Source organism: Shewanella sp. ISTPL2 (assembly GCF_013283205.1).
Lineage (GTDB): Bacteria > Pseudomonadota > Gammaproteobacteria > Enterobacterales > Shewanellaceae > Shewanella > Shewanella oncorhynchi.
The window spans coordinates 158,279-179,149 of sequence record NZ_JAAPAV010000001.1 but is presented as its reverse complement, the minus strand read 5'-3'; the positions used below and the strand labels follow the sequence as shown (position 1 = coordinate 179,149).

Below are 20,871 nucleotides of genomic sequence, written 5' to 3'. Positions count from 1 at the left end.
GCACTGAAATCCGCCAGCAATAACCAAACAGAGTTAACGGAAGGGAAGGATTATGTCAGAAGCTAAAAAACTAAGCGGTGCAGGATTACGTGGCCAGAGCGCAGGCGAAACCGCATTGAGCACAGTGGGCGTGTCAGGCAGCGGCCTAACGTACCGCGGTTATGATGTGAAAGATCTCGGTGAAAATGCCACCTTCGAAGAAGTAGCCTACCTTATTCTTTACGGCGAGCTGCCCACTCAAGCCCAACTTGATGCCTACAAAACCAAACTCAAAGGCCTTCGCGGTCTGCCACAAGCATTAAAAGAAGTATTAGAGCGCATTCCTGCTGAAACTCATCCTATGGATGTGATGCGTACTGGCTGCTCTATGCTAGGTAACTTAGAAGCAGAGCACAGCTTTGCCGAACAGAGTGAAATCACCGACCGTTTACTCGCCGCATTCCCATCGATCATCTGTTACTGGTATCGCTTTAGCCACGATGGCGTGCGTATCGATACTGAAACCGATGACGATCAAATTGGCGCACACTTCCTCCACTTATTACATGGCAAAGCGCCGTCGGTACTGCATGCTAAAGTGATGGACGTATCGTTAATTCTTTATGCAGAACATGAATTTAACGCATCAACCTTTACCGCTCGCGTCTGTGCTTCCACCCTGTCAGATATGCATTCATGCGTCACTGGGGCGATTGGTTCACTGCGCGGTCCGCTGCATGGCGGCGCGAACGAAGCGGCGATGGAACTGATCCAAGACATGAAAGATGAAGCCGATGCGCGCGACATCTTAATGGGCAAACTCGAGCGTAAAGATAAGATCATGGGCTTCGGCCACGCAATTTACCGCGACAGCGATCCACGTAATGCCATCATCAAAGAATGGTCAGAAAAACTGGCTGCCGCCAACGGTGACGACCGTCTATACCGGGTATCGGTTGCCTGTGAAGCCCTGATGTGGGAACAGAAAAAACTCTTCTGTAATGCTGACTTCTTCCACGCCAGCGCGTACCACTACATGGATATTCCGACTAAGTTGTTTACGCCAATCTTCGTGTGTTCACGCGTCACTGGCTGGGCGGCGCACGTGATGGAGCAACGCTCTAACAACCGCATCATCCGCCCGAGTGCCGATTATGTGGGCGTGGCGCCGCGCAAAGTGGTACCAATTGCCAACCGTTAAGCAAAATTGACCACACTTGGCGCGAGATTTCACTCAATGTAAGTCTCGCGCCAACTTCATTTTCCGAAATGGATGATGTTATGAGCACTGCTATGAATACCCAATATCGCAAGCCCTTACCCGGCACTCAACTCGATTACTTCGATACCCGCGAAGCCGTAGAAGCCATTCAAGCTGGCTCGTATGCCAAGCTACCTTACACCTCGCGCGTTTTAGCTGAAAACTTAGTCCGTCGCTGCGATCCGGCCGTTTTGACCGACTCGCTAAAACAGATTATCGAATCTAAGCAAGAACTGGATTTTCCTTGGTTTCCTGCCCGCGTGGTGTGCCATGATATTTTGGGGCAAACCGCTTTAGTTGACCTTGCAGGTCTGCGTGACGCTATTGCCGCTAAAGGTGGCGATCCCGCCAAAGTGAACCCAGTTGTGCCAACCCAGCTGATTGTGGATCACTCACTCGCTGTCGAATTTGGTGGTTTTGATAAAGACGCCTTTGCCAAAAACCGCGCCATCGAAGACAGACGCAACGAAGACAGATTCCACTTTATTGATTGGACGCAAAAAGCTTTTAAAAACATTGATGTTATCCCCCAGGGTAACGGCATCATGCACCAAATTAACTTAGAGCGTATGTCGCCGGTGGTGCATTCACGCAATGGCGTGGCCTTCCCCGATACCTTAGTCGGCACCGATAGCCACACGCCGCACGTTGATGCGCTCGGCGTTATCGCCATAGGTGTCGGCGGCTTAGAAGCCGAAAGCGTGATGCTAGGGCGCGCATCCTATATGCGTCTACCGGACATTATCGGTGTCGAGCTCACGGGCAGACCACAGCCAGGCATTACGGCTACCGATATCGTATTAGCCTTGACCGAGTTTCTACGCGCACAAAAAGTCGTCTCATCTTACTTAGAGTTCTTCGGTGAAGGCGCAGCGGCGCTGACATTAGGCGATCGCGCCACGATTTCGAACATGACGCCTGAATTTGGTGCCACTGCGGCCATGTTCTACATCGACCAGCAAACCTTAGATTATTTGACCTTAACTGGCCGCGAAGCCGAGCAAGTTAAACTGGTTGAAACCTATGCCAAAACCGCAGGTTTGTGGGCCGACAGCTTGACCGAAGTGCACTATCCACGCGTACTGCGTTTTGATTTATCTTCGGTGGTGCGCACCATTGCAGGGCCATCAAACCCACATGCACGGGTGCCAACATCAGAATTGGCTAAGCGCGGAATTAGCGGCGTAGTCGAAAACGAGCCTGGCTTAATGCCCGATGGGGCTGTGATTATTGCGGCGATTACCAGCTGCACTAACACCAGTAACCCGCGCAACGTGATTGCTGCAGGTCTCATTGCCCGCAACGCCAACGCTAAAGGCTTAAGCCGCAAACCTTGGGTCAAAACCTCACTGGCACCCGGCTCTAAAGCGGTGCAATTATATTTAGAAGAAGCCAAGCTATTACCTGAGCTTGAACAACTCGGTTTTGGCATTGTTGGTTTTGCCTGCACGACGTGTAACGGCATGAGCGGCGCGCTGGATCCTGTGATTCAAAAAGAAGTGATCGACCGCGACTTGTACGCTACCGCTGTGTTATCGGGTAACCGTAACTTCGATGGCCGTATTCACCCTTATGCAAAACAAGCCTTCTTAGCATCGCCGCCATTGGTCGTCGCCTACGCGATTGCAGGCACCATACGTTTCGATATCGAAAAGGATGTGCTGGGATTAGATAAAGACGGTAAGCCAGTAAAACTTATCGACATTTGGCCATCGGATGAAGAAATCGATGCCGTGATTGCGACTAGTGTTAAACCTGAGCAGTTCCGCAAAGTGTACGAGCCCATGTTCGATTTAGCCGTCGATTACGGCGAAAAAATCAGCCCGCTGTACGATTGGCGTCCGCAATCTACTTATATTCGTCGCCCACCTTACTGGGAAGGCGCATTGGCGGGTGAACGCGCACTCAAGGGTATGCGACCACTGGCGGTACTGGGTGACAACATCACCACCGACCATTTATCGCCCTCTAACGCCATTATGATGGACAGCGCCGCGGGCGAATATCTGCACAAAATGGGCTTGCCGGAGGAAGACTTTAACTCCTACGCCACCCACAGGGGCGATCACTTAACCGCCCAACGTGCGACCTTTGCCAACCCTAAACTTAAAAACGAGATGGCAATCGTTGACGGTAAAGTGCAACAAGGTTCACTGACGCGTATCGAGCCAGAAGGTCAAGTGACCCGTATGTGGGAAGCGATTGAAACCTATATGGAACGTAAGCAGCCGCTGATCATCATAGCGGGCGCAGATTACGGCCAAGGTTCGTCCCGTGACTGGGCTGCCAAAGGCGTGCGTTTAGCGGGTGTAGAGGCCATTGTTGCCGAAGGTTTCGAGCGTATTCATCGCACTAACTTAGTCGGTATGGGCGTATTGCCGCTGGAATTTAAAGCCGGTGACAACCGCGCCACCTATGGTATAGACGGCACAGAAGTGTTCGATGTCCTCGGCACGCCAGCGCCAAGAGCGGACTTAACTGTCGTTATCACCCGTAAAAACGGTGAGCGCATCGAAGTGCCGGTGACGTGTCGCCTCGATACCGCCGAAGAAGTGTCTATCTACGAGGCGGGCGGCGTATTGCAACGCTTCGCGCAGGACTTTCTTGAATCAAATCAGGCTTAAATCGAATCTCGAATCAAATCAGGCTTGAGTCGAGATTTGAATCGACGCCCGTGTCTGGTTAGAGACGACGCTTAAATATCAGCTAGCGAAACCGAGCGTCAGCGACTTCACCATTAAGTTACTGGCGCTCATTTGGACTCCATTGGGAGTCCTTTTGGAGTTAATGAATGAATGCTTCAACAATCCACGCGCCACAAATCAAAGTCGCCGCGACTTATATGCGCGGCGGCACCAGCAAGGGCGTGTTTTTCCGTCTGCAGGATTTACCTAAAGCCGCACAAGTTGCAGGTCCCGCACGTGATGCCTTGTTACTGCGAGTGATAGGCAGCCCAGACGCTTACGGTAAACAAATCGATGGCATGGGCGGAGCCACCTCGAGCACCAGCAAAACTGTAATCCTCTCCCCTAGCACCCAAACCGATCACGATGTCGATTACCTCTTCGGCCAAGTGGCGATCGATAAACCTTTTGTCGATTGGAGCGGTAACTGTGGCAACTTGACCGCCGCTGTCGGTGCCTTTGCCATCAGCAATGGCTTAATTGATACGGCCCGCATTCCACACAATGGCATCTGCACAGTCCGAATTTGGCAAGCCAATATAGGCAAAACTATTATCGCCCATGTGCCAATCACCCAGGGTGAAGTGCAAGAAACTGGTGATTTTGAGCTCGATGGTGTGACCTTTCCTGCCGCCGAAGTGCAAATCGAATTTATGAACCCAGCTGCGGACGAAGATGGCGGCGGTGGTAGCATGTTCCCTACGGGTAATGTTGTCGATGTGCTAGAAGTGCCTGGCATTGGCAGCTTTAACGCTACTATGATCAACGCGGGCATTCCCACCATTTTTATCAACGCAGAAGACTTAGGCTACACGGGCACAGAGCTACAAGATGATATTAATAGTGACAATGCCGCCCTGGCCAAATTTGAAACCATTCGCGCCTATGGCGCCGTGCGTATGGGCTTGATTTCACATATTGATGAAGCTGTTGCACGCCAACATACGCCTAAGATCGCCTTTGTCGCTAAGCCTAAAGCCTATGTGTCATCGAGCGGTAAAACCGTCAATGCAGATGAAATTGACCTACTGGTACGCGCCTTGTCTATGGGCAAACTGCACCACGCTATGATGGGTACGGCTGCCGTTGCGATTGGTACGGCGGCGGCAATTCCCGGCACTTTAGTCAACTTAGCCGCAGGCGGAGACACTAAGGATAAAATAGATGCGGTACGTTTCGGTCATCCATCAGGCACCTTGCGCGTTGGCGCTGAGGCGTCAATGGTCAACGGTGAATGGACAGTTGTTAAAGCCATTATGAGCCGCAGCGCCCGGGTACTAATGGAAGGTTTTGTGCGGGTGCCCGCTGCGTAATTTTATCTAAGTAAACAGTTCAACCAAAGACCTTGCTTCTCCCCCTTCCGGCAAGGTCTTTTTTCTATTCTCGCCCATCATTTTAATCTGCTTCGCCCGTATTTGTCTTAGCATGATATGTTGACATACCTGAAACAATGCTAAGATCCTTTAGCAAAAACGCCAGATTACAAACTCGTCATAAAAAGAATATTGGCAGTAAAACGGTACAGTTAATATATTGCATGATCTATTACAGAATCGTGCCCATCGATTTTGGTTATTTTTAAACCAAGTCAGCAATTTAAGTCGCATTTTTACAGCAAAATGGCATGTAAGGTCTAGGCTAAGAACTAAACTAAATAGAAACCTAATCAGGATGGGTCCGTTTTTGGTAGGGGAAAATTTGAGTCAACTAATCCACAAGCTAATGCTAAGTACGCTTTTTATCCTAAGTTTGTGGGGGATCTCGTGCAATGGATTAGCTCAACCATTGAGCGCGGCTTCTACACAGCTCAAATTTGAACATATTCGCAGTGAAGATGGCCTTACCCAAAATACGATTACTAGCCTGTTTATGGACAATGCAGGTATGTTATGGATTGGCACTCAAGATGGTTTGCATGCTTATAACGGTCACAGCTTCAATATTTTCCCCCATTCACCCAATGATCCGAGGAGTATTTCTGAGAGCTATGTCTCTGACATTATTCAAGACTCAGAAGGTAATATCTGGGTTTCGACTTTCAGCCAAGGGGTAAATCGACTCGATTTGAGCACAGGGACCTTTGAACACTTTGGCCAAGAACAAGGGCTTACCGATCCACGCACAACCAAACTCAGCGTTGTAGGCAATACACTCTGGATTGGTACTAAAGCAGGACTATTTTCCCTATCGACCAAAACCAAACGCATTACCCAAGTGAACTTAGGTAATAGTGTTCAACCCCACATCACCAGCTTAGCCAATGTTGAAGACACTTATCTGCTGGCAGGAACACAAGATAGCGGCACCTTTGCTGTCAGTGCCAATACTATCACTCGCTTAAATGTCCCGCAGAATCTCACTGCACATCAAATTAGGGCACATTCCGCTAATGCGATCACTTTAGCTCTGGGAGAGCAATTATGGCATTACAACTTGGCCTCACAACAGGGCGAAATACTCTGGCAGACAGACGATAATGTGCCTTACATTAAAGATTTTATCCAAACTGAGCAGGGTGACTTTTGGGTTGTTGGGCCAGAAGCCGGTCTTATTCAACTCGAGAGAAACGATAAGGCATTTACTGCGACCTACCACAGGTATGATCCTAAGCGTACCAACAGTATTAGTGAAAATAACATACTGAGCTTACTGCAAGATCCCTTTGGCAATTTATGGTTAGGTGCCAGTTATTCTGGTCTAGATAAAATTAATACCCGTCGTCAGTATTTTCAGCATATTTACGAATCCACCCCTAACCTGTCGCAACAAAGTAACAACATTCGCACCTTGTTCCGCAGCCAAGATAATGCGCTATGGATAGGCACCGAAGGTGCTGGGCTTAAACGCATGTTGGCCAATGGAAAATATGAACACTACACGGAGCTCTTTGCTAACGCCTTAGGGATGCATCAACGCAACTTGAATCTTATCCTACGAGATATAGACCAAGACAAAAATGGCGTGCTTTGGTTTGCCACTAACTATGGGCTAGGTCGACTGGCGCTAGATGGCCACTTCCAGTTACTCAAGGTGACAGAACGCACTGATCAAGGCTCAGAAACCAATTATATCCGTAGTTTAGATATTGATGAGCAAGGTCGCCTCTGGGTGGCAACAACCAATGCCCTCTACCGTAAGGCGATAGATACCGATGAATTTACTTTTATCTCATTGGCACATATTGATAATTTCTATCCGGCACAAAACCAGTTTTTAATCCTCAGAACACACAAAGATACGCTATGGATAGGTACTCTCGATGGCCTGCTTAAGCTGGATATGAAAACAGGCTTAGGCAAATCCTACTTCCATCAATCCTCAGACAAAAACAGCCTGATCAACAACCGTGTCCGCGATATTTTAGTCACAAAGTCGGGCGAGGTATGGTTTGCCACCCATGGTGGGATCAGCAAGCTACCGTCCCAAGAGGCCGATGCAGGTTTTAGCCACTATACCCGCAATCAGGGATTACCAAGTGATACCATCTATGCCTTACTCGAGGATCAAGAACACAACATTTGGTTTAGTAGTAATGCGGGGATAGGAAAGCTCAATCCTAAAACCAATCGTGTCATCATATTTAACGAGCAAGAAGGGCTACAAGCACTGGAGTTTAACGGTGGCGTAAAACTTGAAGACAGCGATGGCGATCTCTGGTTTGGTGGTATTAATGGCATAAATCGTTTCAATCCAAAGTCAATTCCAGATCAACGACCCGATGTTAAAGTCGCACTCACTGGCTATAGTATTGCGGGTAAAGGGCACACTATTCTCGATTTGAGCCATCCACCTAGCATAGTAATGGACTATAGCGATCAGCTGATCAGTTTTGAGGTGACCTCATTGGATTTCAGCTATACGGGTAAAAACCGCTTCAGCTATTTTCTTGAGGGATTTGATAACGAGTGGCATGAGCTCCCCACAGGTAATGAAATTACCTTTACCAATATTAATCCTGGTCACTACCAACTGCATGTTCGCCATGGGCTGCAATACAACTCTCAAGGTGACTACGCCCTTTCTGTCGATCTTCATGTACAAGCGCCCTTCTATCGAACTCAGTTCGCCTACGCCCTCTATAGCTTGCTCTCTCTATGGCTGTTGGCTTGGATCATTATCTGGCGTAAAAGAAAACGCCAGCAACAGCGCGAATTTGAAACCAGTATCCGCGCCTCAGAGGAGCGACTCAAACTTGCACTTTGGGCCTCTGGCGATGGCATGTGGGACTGGAACATACCAGAAAATCGAGTCTATCGTACCAATATGGATTCTTCAGTCCCCCATTGGAATAGCAGCAATATAGCCCATGAGAGCATGCACTCAGAGGATAGGGAAAGATTCAAATTTGAGCTTAACGAACACCTTCAAGGTCGTTCGCCTTTCTTCGAAGCAGAGTACCGAGTCGAACGCTCCCCCGGTAATTGGGTATGGATTTTAGACCGCGGTAAAGTGGTGGAAAAAGATAGCCTAGATAATCCGATCCGCATGACAGGGACCAATCGTAACATTACCTCGCGCAAACTGATTGAAAACGAGTTGGTACTGTCATCACAAGTGCTCAACAGTATGAACGAAGCCGTTGTAGTGGGAGGATTAAACTATCGAATTCGTTCGGTCAACCCAGCATTTTGTGCCATTACAGGGTACACAGAACGCCAAATAACCGACAGGCATTTCATTCACTTAGCCTTTAGTCGCCAACAGCGAGAGTTGTTCAATACAATTGAACAACAGCTACTGCGTCACAAACATTGGGTCGGAGAACTCTGGATCCGCAATAAACAACGTCAGGCCATTTTAGTCTGGCTTGAAATCAACCAAGTGATCGATATCAAAGGCGAAACCAGTCACTTCGTTGCAGTATTTACCGACATCACTGAGCGGAAAAAAGCCGAAGAAGATCTGCGTTTCCTCGCCAGCTTTGACACATTAACAGGCTTACCGAACCGAACTTTATTTCAAGACAGGCTCAATCACGCGATTACTCAAGCGCACAGAGCGAATAATATCGTTGCCTTGCTGTTCTTAGACCTCGACCGCTTTAAACATATCAACGACTCTATGGGGCATCATGTCGGGGATTTGTTACTGAAAGCCGTGGCAAGACGACTGCAAAATGCAGTGCGTGATGGCGATACTGTCGCACGCTTAGGTGGCGATGAATTTACTATTATTTTAGAAGGTGTTGCGAAAACAAAAGCCGCAACCCTGATCTCAGAAAAAGTACTCAGAGCATTCCAAACGCCCTTCCTATTGGACGATAAAACGCTGACCATTTCGACCTCAATAGGTATCAGCTTATACCCTAACGATGCGGACAATGCCGACTCACTGATTAAATTTGCCGATACCGCCATGTACCACGCAAAATCATCAGGTCGAAATAACTTTCAGTTTTATACCTCTAAGTTGAATGAAATCGCCACCCGTCATGTACAACTCGAAAGTGGTTTAAAGGAAGCTATCCAACGCAAAGAACTAAGCTTGGTTTATCAACCTAAATTCTGTTTACGAGATGGTTCACTCACAGGACTGGAAGCACTTTTGCGTTGGTATCACACTGAACTTGGTCCTATTTCACCTGTGGAATTTATTCCACTGGCGGAAGAAACGGGTATCATCACTCAAATTGGCCATTGGGTGATCAACCACGCCTGCCAGCAATTAGCCGAATGGAATAGCCTAGGATTTAACGGGATCACTATCGCCGTCAACCTATCGGCTCGCCAACTGAAAGCGGACATTATCTCCACCATCGAAGTTGCTTTAGCCGTATCAGGTCTCCCGGCTCAATCCCTTGAGCTTGAGCTTACTGAATCAATGATCATGGGCAATCCGCAGGAATCGGTCAGCATCTTATCTAAACTCAAGGCCCTAGGATTGACCATAGCCGTGGATGATTTTGGTACGGGTTATTCGAGCCTAAGCTATCTCAAACGCTTCCCGATAGACACACTCAAAATCGATCGAGAATTTGTCAGAGACATCACCAACGATCCCGACGATGCCGCCATCACCAGCGCCATTATTGCCCTCGCTCACAGCTTAGAACTGAATGTCGTCGCCGAAGGCGTAGAGACCCAAGAACAGCTCAACTTCTTGGCGATGCAAGGCTGCGATCAAGTACAAGGTTTTTTACTGAGTAAACCCTTAAATGCCGAAGATTGTTTAACCTTACTCAAAAATCAATCTAAGCCACAGCCACTTTGATTTAATGCATTATCGACAAAAACAGCCAATAAAAAAGGCTCCTAGGAGCCTTTAAACATCACCACAAATTCCTTACTTTGCTAAACGTTCAACACGCTTAACCCAGCCTTCAGGACCTTTAATATGGCCCTTTTGGATTTCGGTATACAGTTTATAGATGCGCTGAACATGCTCGCCCACTTCACCATTACCGACAGTGACAACATGGCCATCTTCAAAAATGTATGAGCCCACAGCAGAAACCACAGCCGCCGTCCCAAAACCACCCGCCTCGATAATTTCACCAGATTCAATATCAGCGATAAATTTATCAAGCATGACAGTCTCTTGGCGCACTTCACAACCGAGTAGCTCACCCAATTCCATAATGGATTGCGAGGTGATCGACTTCAAAATAGTATCTGTGAAGGTTGGAATAATCACAGTGCCATCTTTTAAGATGTGGAAATGGTTCATCGCGCCCGCTTCTTCAATCTGTTGATTGGTCGAATCGAGATATAGCACTTGCGATGCACCAAAGGCTGCCGCCGCTTTACCCGCACGCAACGAAGCCGCATAGTTACCCGCGGCTTTTGAGGCGCCAGTGCCACCCGATACTGCACGATGGAAAGTTTTGCTGATCAGCAAGCGTATACCTTTGTTCACGCCTGCCGCGTAATAAGCGCCACTTGGGCTTAAAACGACACAGAAGGTATAACGCGAACTTGGGCTCACAGAGAGGCGGTCTTCGGTCGCAAAAATAAAAGGACGAATATACAGACACGCGCCTTCTTGCATCGGGAACCACAGGCGATCGACATCGATCAACGCATTGATCGCATCCATCTGCATTTGTTCATCGATATTGGGAATACAGACGATATCGGCGGAGCGATTCATCCGCTCGGCATTCTTATTAATACGGAAAGTATAAATCTCGCCGTCTTCATGCATAAAGGCTTTAGCGCCTTCGAAGATCGACTGGCCATAATGCAACGCCATTGCACCCGGTGCCATTTCAAATGGTCCATAAGGGACGATGCGCGGATCGCACCATTGTCCATCATGATAATCCATCAAAAACATATGATCGGTTCTGAGGCTACCAAAGCCCACATTCCCCTCGGGCTTGAATTGCTCAGTACGGCGCTCGGACGCAGGTTTTAAATTGTAAGTTATTTCCATCGCATACCACCTTGATTACTGAACAAGCAGACTAGGGAGCGACAGGAATAAAGTCAAGAGGGGCGCGCATATCTAAAGGTCTAAGCAAATAAAAAACTCGCTAACACGCTTGGTTCAACATTTCACACGGCCTCAGAGACAGGATAAAACAATCCGCATTGGGTCACACATAATGCCAATGGCAAGTATTTTTGCCACAATAGGGTCGAACTCCCAATGAGATGATCCAATGTCAGATTATAAAATGATCCCCTGCGCCCACTACGACTATCTCGAACTCGCCTGTCTGCGTGGTTATCAACTCAACATTGAGCTTATTGATGGCACCCAATGCCAAGGTAAAGCTATCACCACGCAGACAAGAGCCGACAAAACTGAGTGGCTTATCATCCAACTGCAACAAACTAAACAATCCCTTAGACTCGACCATATCGCCGCCATCACACCCCTCGAGCCTAATGCTGAATTTAGCCGAGTACTCATTGCGGCCAAGCAACCCTAGCAAAGGATATAACATGGCAACTATGATTTTATCGGTTGAAATCGGTCACTGGATCGGTGGGCATAACGGCCAATACCCTCATCTCATTGAATTTGATATGGCACACCTGGATAGACCCTTTCAGGTCAGCGAAGGTTGGGGGCATGGTTTAGGAGGCTCCGCTTACTCACTCGCACAATTTGTCGAAACGCCTTATTTCCTCAAACTCAAAACCGAGGCTCCTTGGGCGTTTGCCATTATCGAACAAGGCTTAGCCCAACAAGATATTGAGACTATCGCCAGCGCACTCTCAGAACAATATGGGGATCATCCGCCGCTTGTCCCTGCACATTTAATGGAATACTTATTAGGTTTAAGCTAAAGGGTTTTGTTAGAAGAGAGTGGACCTGCTGAACAATACAGGTTTAGTTAACGAGGTGTATTGCGGAAAAGCTTCACCGAGTCATGACACTCGGTGACAGGATTCGAAATAGGGATCGAAACAGGCTTCTAAACGGTACGAAAAATAGCTTAGCGCTTAAACCGCAACCGCCGCAATCACAGAAACTTCAACCAAATATTCTGGCTCGGCAATAGCGGCTTGCACACAAGCGCGGGCTGGCGAATGGCCTTTAGGCACCCAAGCATCCCATACCGCATTCATCGCATCATAATCCCCCATATCTTTCAGATAAATAGTCGCTGACAGTAAATGCTCACGCGAACTTCCCGCCTGCGCTAACAAGGTATCGACCTCCTCAAGCATAGTGACAGTTTGCTCGGTGATGCCTTGATACTTGTCCTTCGCCACTTGGCCACACAGATACACAGTACCTTGGTGGATCACTATACTGCTCATACGGGTACCTACATCTAAACGGGTAATACTCATATTGATAATCTCTTAAATCAGATGCACTTAAATAAATGGCTCAGCAAGAACCGAATCGGCCATTTTAGCGATAAACTGGCTTTATGTCTGCGCCACGAATCTAGGCAAAGGTGAATAAAAACGTGCCATCAAGGCAAATAATCCTAGGCTACAGCTCACCACGGCCAGCCACACTAACGGTGTCGCCACGGCTAAATTGACTAATTGAAATCCGACTAAGGCTGCGCATGCCGCGATCAAAGCAAAGGGCAACTGAGTCACCACATGGTCATGGGGAGCGCAACCTGAGCTGGTCGCACTGAGCACGCTGGTATCTGAAATGGGCGAGCAGTGGTCGCCAAAAACCGACCCCGCCATCACAGCGCTCAGTACAGGTAACAACAAATGAGGATCTAAGTTATGGGCAATCTCTGCGCCAATAGGGATCATAATTGCAAATGTTCCCCAGCTTGAACCCGTCGCAAAAGCCATTATCGCGCAGAGTAAAAACATTCCCGCTACCAGCAGATGCGGGGAAAGATAAGCCTTAGCCCAAGCAGCCAATAATTTAGCGACGCCAAGATCTTGGATCACAGCGCCAATCATCCAAGTGCAGAGTAAAATCGCAATGGCGAAGGCGATCATGCGAACTCCGTGGCTCAAATCCCCCACTAACGCCGTTAAACGTCGCCCAGACAAGCCTAACATGGCAAGAGTGACCAAGGTTGCCAACAAACAAGCATCGCGCATAGAAGCGCCAATATCAGCCTTAGCAAGCCAAAGTGACACATCCCAAGAAGAGACCTGCTGAGCCCCCGACCACAAAGTTAATCCAACTGAAGCAGACAGCAGAGTCAGCATAGGGATTGCGAGCAGCCAAGGATTTCCCTTAACCTCGACCGTATTGGAGGATTCCACAGCAGTAGCAGCAACAAAAGAGTGAAAACCCACGCCATACCAAGCGACGAGCACGGACAAGCCTAAGGTCACTATGGCGTAAAAGTTAAACAAGGCTACCTCAATAAAGGCTTCCAGTGGCGACACAGGTAAAAAGCTGATCCCCGCGATAAGCGCCATCACATAGGGGCCCCAACTGGAGAAAGGCAATAGCGCGCATAAAGGCGAAGCATTGGAATCAACCAAATAGGCAAGCTGCTCATGGCGAATACCATAACGCTGGCTGAGCGGCTGACACACATGGCCGACAGCAAGACAACTGAAAATCCCATCGATAAACACTAACCAACCAAGAAATACGACCCCAAGACGCGCCTGACGCTCAGTACGAATACGGCTATACAGCCAATCGCCAAACTGACCCACGGCACCGCCACGTGCTAACAATTGCGTCATGCTACCGAGCAGTAACATGGCGAACAGCACATTGAGATGCCACGCTTGCCAAGCACCTTGGGCATAAAATTGTTTTACACCGATATCAAGCAAATACAACCCAGTTTGCAGCGGGTCAAATTGGGCGATCAATAGGGCGCCAGAGACGATACCAACGCCTAACGCCACCAGCGTGCGGCGTAAAAACAGGGCTAAGGTTAAGGTCAACAGTAACGGGAGTATGGCGAGCAAACTAGGCGACATGGACCATTCCGATAAAAAATAAAACCAAGAATACTAACGAGTTAATAACAAATGCAAAAAAACTTAATTTAGAACCCAGTAATAGGGTGTTTTTTGACCAAACGGCAAGAATCGCTATTCCTTAAGTTCTAGGCACTGCTAGAATCACAGTCCCATCCAGAAACCATAGGACTCTCCAGATGAGCCTTGAATTACTGTCCAAACTGGAAACCAAAATCCAGGCTGCACTCGAAACTATCGAGCTTCTAAAAATGGAGCTTGAAGAAGAGAAGCAAAAAGCGTCTACGCTGAGTGAGCACAATCAACAATTGAATGCGCAAAACCAGCAACTACAAGAAGAACTCACTTCTTGGAACGAAAAAGTGACTGGCCTTGTTGGTTTGTTAAACAGCGAAATCTAAACTGCATTAGTTTGATGATGCTGCGCTTCGATCAGTTCGTTCAATTCTAAAATAGCCTGCTTCACTTTTGGCAGGCTTTTTCTTGGCAGTAAAAACCGTCCCTTCTCAAATTCCAATCGTCCTAAATCTTTAACCCAAATAACACCAGTGAGAAAAATACGCGCGTGCTTAACGATAAGCTTAGGTGCGTAGACAGGAAAAACTCTCATATGACCACCTACAAGCATTCTTGTTGTTATTGATTACAGTTGTTTGACAGAAGCTTTGCCACTTGAGTTTCATTGTTAGAGTGGTATTTTTCATCTTTTATCACCAAAAATACTTAATCGTTTGATTTAGTTAAACTATGAATATGTCACCCTGTGAGTAAAAAAGAAGATCGCCATAATAATGTCACTTGCCAATTTTTTGACACCCTGCTAAATTATTAGCGTTACTCAGGGTAAAAATGAGTCCTCTGGCTCAAGTCCGTACTTTCTTTTACAAGAAGTACGGTTTTTTTTTGCCCATTTGTTGCCTCGTCTTTATTCCATAAGTTCAAACGACTAGCCTACAGAGGCCTAACTCAGTACGTTAAGCTCCCTATCAAAGCGCTATTTGCCTTGTTGTTGCGAACCGCCCCAATAAAAAAGAGCCCTTAGGCTCTCTTTAACATGCAATCGATACCGCATTATCATCCGCTCATATGACAGCAGTGCGGGTAACGCCTATCGAACTATTTTTTTGCTAGGTAGAAAGCAATTTCTAACAGCTCGTCGTAGGATTTGATTGCCCCTGTTTCAACACGGTACTTACCGTTAACAACCAGAGCAGGTACACCCGTCAGCTTAGCGTTTTCAGTATCACGCTTCATCTTTGCCATTTGCGCCTTTACCATGAAAGACTCTGCAGCCGCATCGAAGGTTTTACCATCGACACCGTTAGCAATAAACACAGCACGAACATCATCGCGATTAGTAAAATGCTGTTTCTTCTCATGAATAGCAGAGAATAACGCCGCATCCATTTTCTCATCGACGTTTAACTGATGTGCGACTGCAAATGCGCGTGACATTTCAACCCCCATCTCTTTGCCGATAAAATCAACGTGTGCTTGGTTAAACGCAACGCCTTCTGGCTTCTCGGTGAGAATTTTTGGCACTACGGTTTTAGAGAAAGTAAAACAATGCGGACAATAGAAAGAGAAAAACTCAGTAATCTCAGGCTTCGCAGTTGCTGGGCCATCGTTAATCACTGTGTAATGCACACCTTCTTGGTATTCCACAGCCGATACTGCCAGTGGCGCCAGTAACAGAGCCGCGGCCATGAGTAATACTTTTTTCATGAAAATTCCTTAAATCATTTTGATAAATTGGCTGGAGACTAACATATTCCATTTTTTGAGTGTAACTCAAGCTTAAGAGTTCAATCTAATGTCACAAGATACGTCTGTGAAATCATATTTTGCTCAATGCTAATACGGCACTAGACTCAGTGGTGGTTCGCTAAGGGCAAATAATTGCTCTTTGAACGCCAAAATCTGCTGTTCCCAATACTTTTCATCCCCAAACCAAGGGAAGTTCATCGGGAAGGCAGGATCGTCCCAGCGACGGCCAATCCACGCGTTGTAATGCACCATACGCAGCGCCCGCAGCGGTTCAATCAAGGCTAACTGTCTTGTATCAAACTCACAAAATTCTTCATAGGCTTCGAGTAAGATCTCAAGCTGCATCAGTTGCTGCGCTCTATCCCCGGTCAGCATCATCCATAAATCTTGAATCGCCGGTCCCATGCGAGCATCGTCTAAATCGACGAATCCGGGACCGTCTGGCGTCCACAAAATATTGCCTGGGTGTAAATCGCCGTGCAAACGAATGGCCGCAAAATCTTGGCGATCCCAAATCGCATTCGCCTTAGCCAGCACCTGCTCTACTACGGTAAAGAAGGGCAAGCGTAGGCTATTAGGCACCAGATTAGATTGCTTTAACCACGCGAGCGGCTCGGCGCCTAAAATCTGCGGATTCAGCGGTTCACGTTCAGCAAATACCGTTTGCGCCGCGTACTGGTGTATCCGACCGATGAACCGACCCACTAATTCCAGCTGCTCTAAATTATCGACTTCGAAGGCGCGCCCCCCCAAGGAAGGAAACAGGGTAAATCGATAACCTTGGTACTTGTGTAACGTATGGCCTTCGATAATTACAGGTACGGCAATCGGGATATCTTCTGCCGCGAGTTCGAGCGCATAATCATGTTCCTCTTGGATCTGCGCATCGCTCCAACGGTCTGGGCGATAGAACTTCACCACATAACGCAGCCCTTCATCGCTACGGAACTGATACACGCGGTTCTCGTAACTGTTCAGCGCGAGTAAGCCCGTTTCCGGGTACACGCCCAGACTTTCGATCGCATCTAAGATCAAATCCGGTGTTAGGGCTTGAAAATGGAACTCAGCGCCGCTAGAACTCGTGGCCGGTGGCGTCATATTCTGACTCATATTCAGTTCACTCTTAGGTGAGGTTGCAGCAAAGTGGCTAAGTATTCCAGCACCTCAAAATCGGCTTCTCGTTCGGTCGAGAGCCAGCAAATGTTGCCGTAAAACTCATAATTGAGCCATAACTGGCTGCCTTCAAATTCTAATAACCATTGATGCCTGTCGGCGCCCCACTGACGCTCGCGCACAGTGCAATCGAGCGCCGCAGCTAAAGGTTCGGCAAAGTCGGCGAAACAATCAAAATCGATATCCGCACTGACCGCTAAACTTAAGGCGCTTTTATCTAAACTAATGGTATCTAAGCTCATGGCTTTTAAATGTGTGCTTGGTAATTTCATGCTTGTTATCCCATCAACTACTACATGACATGATCAAACCTTGGCCCCAGTCCGGTGGACGCTTGGCTAAGTCTTCATGCTCTGCGTGTTCGGCAAAGGGCTGAGTTAAGATTTTTTGCAGCAAATGCAGCGGCGCAAGATTACCCTCTTCTACTGCGATTATCGCCTCTTGGGCTAAATAGTTACGCAAAATATATTTGGGATTCACACTATTGCGCTCAGTTTGCCACGCAGGGATATCAGCCACCGCGCCCAATCGCTGTTGATAAGCTTGATACCAAGCATCAAACTGACTGACATCGATAAAGTCATCCCGCAGCGCACTGTGTTTGCTGGTTGGATCTAACTTGCCTAATTGACGCCAAGTCTGAGTGTAATCGAGTTGATTTTTCTCCATCAGCACAGTAAATCGACCTATAAGTTCAAGATCCTGTTTGTCCTGCTCCACCGACGAAACATCAACTGCTGATAGACCTAGTTTTGCCCGCATCAAGCGCAAATAAGGCTGCACTAGCGCCTCTTGGTATTGATTAAGAATGGCAATTAAGTCATCGGATGGGATCACTGGTGTGAGCGCCTGCGCTAAACGTTGCAAGTTCCACAAACCGACTCCCGGCTGCTGACCAAAGGCATAGCGACCTTCGGGATCAGAATGATTACAGATAAAGTCTTCTTGGAATGTATCGAGGAACGCAAAGGGACCGAAGTCAAAACTGTCACCTAGAATCGACATATTGTCTGTGTTCATCACGCCATGGGCAAAACCGACCGCCTGCCAGTGGGCAATCATCTTAGCGGTATCTTGCACTACCTGTAAAAACCACGCTTTATAACCTGCGGCATCACAACTCAAATGGGGATAATGCTGAGTAATAGTGAAGTTGAGTAATTGAATCAGCTTATCGGCACGGCCGCGCTCACTGTGGCAGAAAAACTCGAAATGACCGAAACGAATATGGCTACGGGCCAAACGCACGGTAATGGCTGCGGTTTCTTGGCTCTCACGCCATACGGGCAAGTCAGAGCCAATCACGGCCAAAGCGCGAGTCGTCGGCACATGTAAATGATGCAGCGCCTCAGAGACTAAAAACTCACGCACGGCAGAGCGCATCACGGCGCGGCCATCACCACGGCGCGAATAAGGCGTCGGACCGCCGCCTTTAAGGGCGACATCCCATGCGCCATTTGGACCAATCGCTTCACCTAAAATGATCGAACGTCCATCCCCTAAGCGCGGCGTGTAACCGCCAAATTGGTGGCCGCTATACACTTGGGCATAGTAGGTCGCACCATCAACGGCGGCATTGCCGGATAAGCCCAATAACAGCTCATCGGTGGGCTGGCTTAAGCCAATCAATTGGGCGGCGTCATCACTCCATGCCAGCCATTCAGGCTTAGTTATCCCTTGCGGGTATACTTGCGAGTAAAACTCAGGTAACTGCGTAAAAAAATCCTGTTTAAACTTCATCTTGTCCACCTATTGGCTCATGGTCTTGCAAACCAGCACCGATTTATCATCGAACTCGCATAGGTGCCCACATTGATAAGATCCAAGGCCAAAACCACTCACGCCAGAACGACTTAGACGTTGCATACCATGAGCCTTGCTCTGGCATTGCTCTAGAGAATCGTAGTAACCATTAATATCTTCGGCCTGCAAAGGTGTCACCGGAATGGCACTCACATCGGGATAATAAAATAGGGTCCATTCTGGGGTTTTAGTACAGCCACTGAGTAGCAATAATCCAAGCCCGAATAAGACATTCGGTAAGGCATAGCTTAGTTTCATTTTTCCCCTATTAAGCCCATAAAAAAAGCGAACCTTAGTTCGCCTTTTGCGCATTCAGTTAGCAGGGATTCTACACTGCTTAGACGAGGGAAATAACCGCTTTTCGACTAAGGGTTTACCCGCTAAGCGCTCCCTACAACATATCAAGCCGTGGTTGCTTTAGTCTGTGCTTTCTCAATCCGGTTGATTCGGCCCTCAAAGCCAGTGACAGTGCCATCGCTCAGCCCAAGCTCGAGTGCTTTACGACAGATGACAATGGCGGCATCGAAGGCTTGGGTATCATTTAGCAAGGTGGCTAAATGCAGGAAACCGGAAGATTTAAGCTCAGTATCTTTGCCTTGCTCGGCGCTAGCCGCTTGGAACAGTGCAATATACTCTTCCGCTAATTGAGCACCATAGTTGAGGTAATCCGCCGATTTACGCTGTTTGTAGCATTCAGCAATCATATTTTGCAGCGCGGTATAGCGAGCACTGGCTGACGTTGCTCCTTGATACTCCTCAAAGGCCCGGACTAAGGTTACATTCGCCCAAGCCCCTGGCGCAGCTACCTCAGAACGTGTGTTCGAGACTGGCTCTGCTTCAGTCTTAACATCATCTTGTTCATCTGCAGGCGTGGCGCCTAAAATGATCACCGCCTCTTCATTATGGGCCGCAGGTATATCAACTTCGATGATATCTGTGTCTAGCGCCACCGAAATGCTCGCAGGGCTTTCGGTCTCACGGGGCATTAATTCGGCTTCAACTTCGATAACGGGCTCTACTTCAGCCACGCCAGTATCATCAACCCTTTTAACTGGCTCAGGTTCTACACGCTCGGGCTCAGCAGCGGAGAAAATAGGTGCCTCTTCGGTGGGAACTACAGGTTTTACCGAGGTCGACTTGGGTTTCATCGCCTCTTGTTCTTCTTTCGCCAATCGCTGCGCGCGAAGGAATAAAAACACCCCGACAGCAATCAGTATAAATACGACTAAGATCTTCATTCTTGTTCACCTTTGATGGCCGCTTCTCATCAGAAGCCGTGTCAATGGGTTTGCCAACGTCCATCAGGACTGCGTCCATGGCAACCGAGTCTAGCTAAAAATTGAGCAGAGATTAACCGCTATTAAAGTCCATTGTGTCGGTGCAAATCAAGTATTTATGCCTTTTTATACGATCTTGCGCTCAAATAGTTATAGCCAATTGCGCTAGACTGGCACAATCGAGTTCCCTAATCCCCCCATCCACCTGCTTATAACAAACATAAGGAAAACCTGATGCAAAGTATTCTTATCGTGGCCCATGCCAGTCCCTACGGAACAGAAAAGCTATTTAATAGCTTACGCATCGCATTAGCCCTGAAGGATCAGGACGAGCAAGCGGTCGATCTTAAACTTTTTCTCATGTCAGATGCCGTGTTTGGCGCACTCAAAAATCAAACCACACCTGACTTAAGCTACAACCTGCAGCAGATGTTTGAAATTCTCTCGGCACAGCAAGTTCCGATTCTACTTTGCAAGACCTGTGCTCAAGCGCGAGGCGTTACCGCGGAAATGATCATCGAAGGCGCGCACATAGGTACGCTGCAAGATTTAACCCGCTGGACATTAGCTGCCGACAAAGTGATGCATATCTAAGGTTGACTTGT

Annotated in this window: 18 protein-coding genes; 8 read left to right on the top strand and 10 right to left on the bottom strand. The window is 47.9% G+C overall.

All coding sequences use genetic code 11. The features are described 5' to 3' along the window. Window positions 1-52 precede the first annotated feature (52 nt). From prpC to HUB64_RS00805, 4 genes are all read left to right on the top strand, one after another. The gene (prpC, locus tag HUB64_RS00820; protein ID WP_173496162.1) at window positions 53-1,180 is read left to right on the top strand and encodes a 2-methylcitrate synthase; all 1,128 of its coding nucleotides are present in this window, start codon (window positions 53-55) and stop codon (window positions 1,178-1,180) included. Between the two features lie 80 nt (window positions 1,181-1,260). After that, window positions 1,261-3,864, top strand: a complete 2,604-nt coding sequence (acnD, locus tag HUB64_RS00815) for a Fe/S-dependent 2-methylisocitrate dehydratase AcnD (RefSeq protein ID WP_173496161.1) — start codon at window positions 1,261-1,263, stop codon at window positions 3,862-3,864. Between the two features lie 167 nt (window positions 3,865-4,031). Then, a complete protein-coding gene (gene prpF, locus HUB64_RS00810; protein WP_173496160.1) occupies window positions 4,032-5,237 on the top strand; it encodes a 2-methylaconitate cis-trans isomerase PrpF in 1,206 nt (401 codons plus the stop codon). 370 nt (window positions 5,238-5,607) lie between these two features. Further along, window positions 5,608-10,134, top strand: coding sequence for an EAL domain-containing protein (locus HUB64_RS00805; protein ID WP_173248743.1), 4,527 nt, complete (start codon window positions 5,608-5,610; stop codon window positions 10,132-10,134). Between the two features lie 72 nt (window positions 10,135-10,206). Here HUB64_RS00805 and HUB64_RS00800 read toward each other — a convergent pair whose 3' ends face one another. Beyond that, entirely contained in the window at window positions 10,207-11,298 is a 1,092-nt protein-coding gene (locus tag HUB64_RS00800; RefSeq protein WP_173496159.1) for a branched-chain amino acid aminotransferase, read from the bottom strand. 229 nt (window positions 11,299-11,527) lie between these two features. On the opposite strand from HUB64_RS00800, the gene HUB64_RS00795 reads away from it, so the two are divergent. Both HUB64_RS00795 and HUB64_RS00790 read left to right on the top strand, forming a co-directional pair. Continuing rightward, window positions 11,528-11,800, top strand: a complete 273-nt coding sequence (locus HUB64_RS00795; RefSeq protein WP_105251101.1) for a Rho-binding antiterminator — start codon at window positions 11,528-11,530, stop codon at window positions 11,798-11,800. Window positions 11,801-11,813: 13 nt separating this feature from the next. Beyond that, window positions 11,814-12,161: a hypothetical protein gene (locus tag HUB64_RS00790; RefSeq protein WP_173248027.1), complete on the top strand. Its 348-nt coding sequence runs from the start codon at window positions 11,814-11,816 to the stop codon at window positions 12,159-12,161. Window positions 12,162-12,317: 156 nt separating this feature from the next. Here the strand turns inward: HUB64_RS00790 and HUB64_RS00785 are convergent, their stop codons facing one another. Continuing rightward, complete coding sequence (locus tag HUB64_RS00785) at window positions 12,318-12,671, bottom strand: RidA family protein (RefSeq protein ID WP_173496158.1); 354 nt, start codon at window positions 12,669-12,671, stop codon at window positions 12,318-12,320. An 81-nt stretch (window positions 12,672-12,752) separates the two neighbouring features. After that, complete coding sequence (locus HUB64_RS00780; protein ID WP_173496157.1) at window positions 12,753-14,246, bottom strand: Na+/H+ antiporter NhaC family protein; 1,494 nt, start codon at window positions 14,244-14,246, stop codon at window positions 12,753-12,755. Window positions 14,247-14,425: 179 nt separating this feature from the next. Here HUB64_RS00780 and HUB64_RS00775 point away from each other — a divergent pair, with 179 nt between their 5' ends. Continuing rightward, window positions 14,426-14,647, top strand: a complete 222-nt coding sequence (locus tag HUB64_RS00775; RefSeq protein ID WP_006083484.1) for a cell division protein ZapB — start codon at window positions 14,426-14,428, stop codon at window positions 14,645-14,647. Here the strand turns inward: HUB64_RS00775 and HUB64_RS00770 are convergent. The 7 genes from HUB64_RS00770 to HUB64_RS00740 all read right to left on the bottom strand — a co-directional run bounded on the left by HUB64_RS00770 (window position 14,644) and on the right by HUB64_RS00740 (window position 20,227). Then, on the bottom strand, window positions 14,644-14,856 hold the full coding sequence (locus HUB64_RS00770) for a DUF1107 domain-containing protein (RefSeq protein WP_006083486.1): 213 nt from the start codon (window positions 14,854-14,856) through the stop codon (window positions 14,644-14,646). The genes HUB64_RS00775 and HUB64_RS00770 overlap by 4 nt on opposite strands. Window positions 14,857-15,362: 506 nt before the next feature. Beyond that, complete coding sequence (locus tag HUB64_RS00765) at window positions 15,363-15,971, bottom strand: thiol:disulfide interchange protein DsbA/DsbL (protein ID WP_173496156.1); 609 nt, start codon at window positions 15,969-15,971, stop codon at window positions 15,363-15,365. Window positions 15,972-16,100: 129 nt separating this feature from the next. After that, complete coding sequence (locus HUB64_RS00760; RefSeq protein WP_173496155.1) at window positions 16,101-17,123, bottom strand: serine/threonine protein kinase; 1,023 nt, start codon at window positions 17,121-17,123, stop codon at window positions 16,101-16,103. A gap of 2 nt (window positions 17,124-17,125) precedes the next feature. Next, window positions 17,126-17,458: a DUF3630 family protein gene (locus tag HUB64_RS00755; protein ID WP_173496154.1), complete on the bottom strand. Its 333-nt coding sequence runs from the start codon at window positions 17,456-17,458 to the stop codon at window positions 17,126-17,128. A gap of 13 nt (window positions 17,459-17,471) precedes the next feature. Beyond that, the gene (locus HUB64_RS00750; protein ID WP_173496153.1) at window positions 17,472-18,926 is read right to left on the bottom strand and encodes a YdiU family protein; all 1,455 of its coding nucleotides are present in this window, start codon (window positions 18,924-18,926) and stop codon (window positions 17,472-17,474) included. A gap of 9 nt (window positions 18,927-18,935) precedes the next feature. Then, window positions 18,936-19,247 carry a hypothetical protein gene (locus tag HUB64_RS00745; protein ID WP_105250486.1) on the bottom strand — a complete coding sequence of 104 codons (312 nt, stop codon included), beginning with the start codon at window positions 19,245-19,247 and terminating at the stop codon, window positions 18,936-18,938. Window positions 19,248-19,390: 143 nt separating this feature from the next. Then, complete coding sequence (locus HUB64_RS00740) at window positions 19,391-20,227, bottom strand: hypothetical protein (RefSeq protein WP_173496152.1); 837 nt, start codon at window positions 20,225-20,227, stop codon at window positions 19,391-19,393. A gap of 273 nt (window positions 20,228-20,500) precedes the next feature. Here HUB64_RS00740 and HUB64_RS00735 point away from each other — a divergent pair, with 273 nt between their 5' ends. Continuing rightward, window positions 20,501-20,860 carry a DsrE/DsrF/TusD sulfur relay family protein gene (locus HUB64_RS00735; RefSeq protein WP_006083495.1) on the top strand — a complete coding sequence of 120 codons (360 nt, stop codon included), beginning with the start codon at window positions 20,501-20,503 and terminating at the stop codon, window positions 20,858-20,860. The last annotated feature ends 11 nt before the right edge of the window (window positions 20,861-20,871 follow it).

What these genes read in the sequence shown, in the direction of transcription:
- HUB64_RS00750 (WP_173496153.1), bottom strand. Translation starts at nt 18,926, where the DNA reads ATGAAGTTTAAACAGGATTTTTTTACGCAGTTACCTGAGTTTTACTCG.
- acnD (WP_173496161.1), top strand. Translation starts at nt 1,261, where the DNA reads ATGAGCACTGCTATGAATACCCAATATCGCAAGCCCTTACCCGGCACT.
- HUB64_RS00745 (WP_105250486.1), bottom strand. Translation starts at nt 19,247, where the DNA reads ATGAAACTAAGCTATGCCTTACCGAATGTCTTATTCGGGCTTGGATTA.
- HUB64_RS00775 (WP_006083484.1), top strand. Translation starts at nt 14,426, where the DNA reads ATGAGCCTTGAATTACTGTCCAAACTGGAAACCAAAATCCAGGCTGCA.
- HUB64_RS00760 (WP_173496155.1), bottom strand. Translation starts at nt 17,123, where the DNA reads ATGAGTCAGAATATGACGCCACCGGCCACGAGTTCTAGCGGCGCTGAG.
- HUB64_RS00740 (WP_173496152.1), bottom strand. Translation starts at nt 20,227, where the DNA reads ATGAAGATCTTAGTCGTATTTATACTGATTGCTGTCGGGGTGTTTTTA.
- HUB64_RS00755 (WP_173496154.1), bottom strand. Translation starts at nt 17,458, where the DNA reads ATGAAATTACCAAGCACACATTTAAAAGCCATGAGCTTAGATACCATT.
- HUB64_RS00780 (WP_173496157.1), bottom strand. Translation starts at nt 14,246, where the DNA reads ATGTCGCCTAGTTTGCTCGCCATACTCCCGTTACTGTTGACCTTAACC.
- prpC (WP_173496162.1), top strand. Translation starts at nt 53, where the DNA reads ATGTCAGAAGCTAAAAAACTAAGCGGTGCAGGATTACGTGGCCAGAGC.
- HUB64_RS00785 (WP_173496158.1), bottom strand. Translation starts at nt 12,671, where the DNA reads ATGAGTATTACCCGTTTAGATGTAGGTACCCGTATGAGCAGTATAGTG.
- HUB64_RS00795 (WP_105251101.1), top strand. Translation starts at nt 11,528, where the DNA reads ATGTCAGATTATAAAATGATCCCCTGCGCCCACTACGACTATCTCGAA.
- HUB64_RS00790 (WP_173248027.1), top strand. Translation starts at nt 11,814, where the DNA reads ATGGCAACTATGATTTTATCGGTTGAAATCGGTCACTGGATCGGTGGG.
- HUB64_RS00800 (WP_173496159.1), bottom strand. Translation starts at nt 11,298, where the DNA reads ATGGAAATAACTTACAATTTAAAACCTGCGTCCGAGCGCCGTACTGAG.
- HUB64_RS00735 (WP_006083495.1), top strand. Translation starts at nt 20,501, where the DNA reads ATGCAAAGTATTCTTATCGTGGCCCATGCCAGTCCCTACGGAACAGAA.
- HUB64_RS00765 (WP_173496156.1), bottom strand. Translation starts at nt 15,971, where the DNA reads ATGAAAAAAGTATTACTCATGGCCGCGGCTCTGTTACTGGCGCCACTG.
- HUB64_RS00770 (WP_006083486.1), bottom strand. Translation starts at nt 14,856, where the DNA reads ATGAGAGTTTTTCCTGTCTACGCACCTAAGCTTATCGTTAAGCACGCG.
- prpF (WP_173496160.1), top strand. Translation starts at nt 4,032, where the DNA reads ATGAATGCTTCAACAATCCACGCGCCACAAATCAAAGTCGCCGCGACT.